The organism is Deinococcus radiopugnans ATCC 19172 (genome assembly GCF_006335125.1).
Classification (GTDB): domain Bacteria; phylum Deinococcota; class Deinococci; order Deinococcales; family Deinococcaceae; genus Deinococcus; species Deinococcus radiopugnans.
The window spans coordinates 1-572 of sequence record NZ_VDMO01000089.1 but is presented as its reverse complement, the minus strand read 5'-3'; the positions used below and the strand labels follow the sequence as shown (position 1 = coordinate 572).

Annotated in this window: 1 protein-coding gene; it reads left to right on the top strand. The window is 62.6% G+C overall.

Features of this window, described 5'->3' with window-relative positions; translation table 11 throughout:
* On the top strand, positions 1-572 hold a 572-nt coding region (locus FHR04_RS20815), incomplete at both ends, for a GTP-binding protein (protein ID WP_249039250.1).

Genomic DNA, 572 nt, shown 5'->3' with positions numbered 1-572 from the left:
CTCGCACGTCGAGTACCAGACCGAGAGCCGCCACTACAGCCACGTCGACTGCCCCGGTCACGCCGACTACGTCAAGAACATGATCACCGGCGCGGCCCAGATGGACGGCGCCATCCTGGTCGTCAGCTCTGCTGACGGCCCCATGCCTCAGACCCGCGAGCACATCCTGCTGGGCCGTCAGGTGGGCATTCCCTACATGGTCGTCTTCATGAACAAAGTCGACATGGTCGACGACGAAGAACTGCTGGAACTCGTGGAAATGGAAGTGCGCGAGCTGCTCTCCAAGTACGAGTTCCCCGGCGACGATCTGCCGGTGGTCAAGGGCAGCGCGTTGCAGGCCCTCGAAGCCCTGCAGAAAAACCCCAAGACCGCCCGTGGTGAAGACAAGTGGGTGGACCACATCTGGGAACTGCTGGACGCCATCGACAGCTACATCCCCACCCCTGAGCGTGACACCGACAAGGCCTTCCTGATGCCGGTCGAAGACGTGTTCACCATCACCGGGCGCGGCACCGTGGCCACCGGACGCATCGAGCGCGGCATCGTCAAGATTCAGGACGAAGTCGAGATCG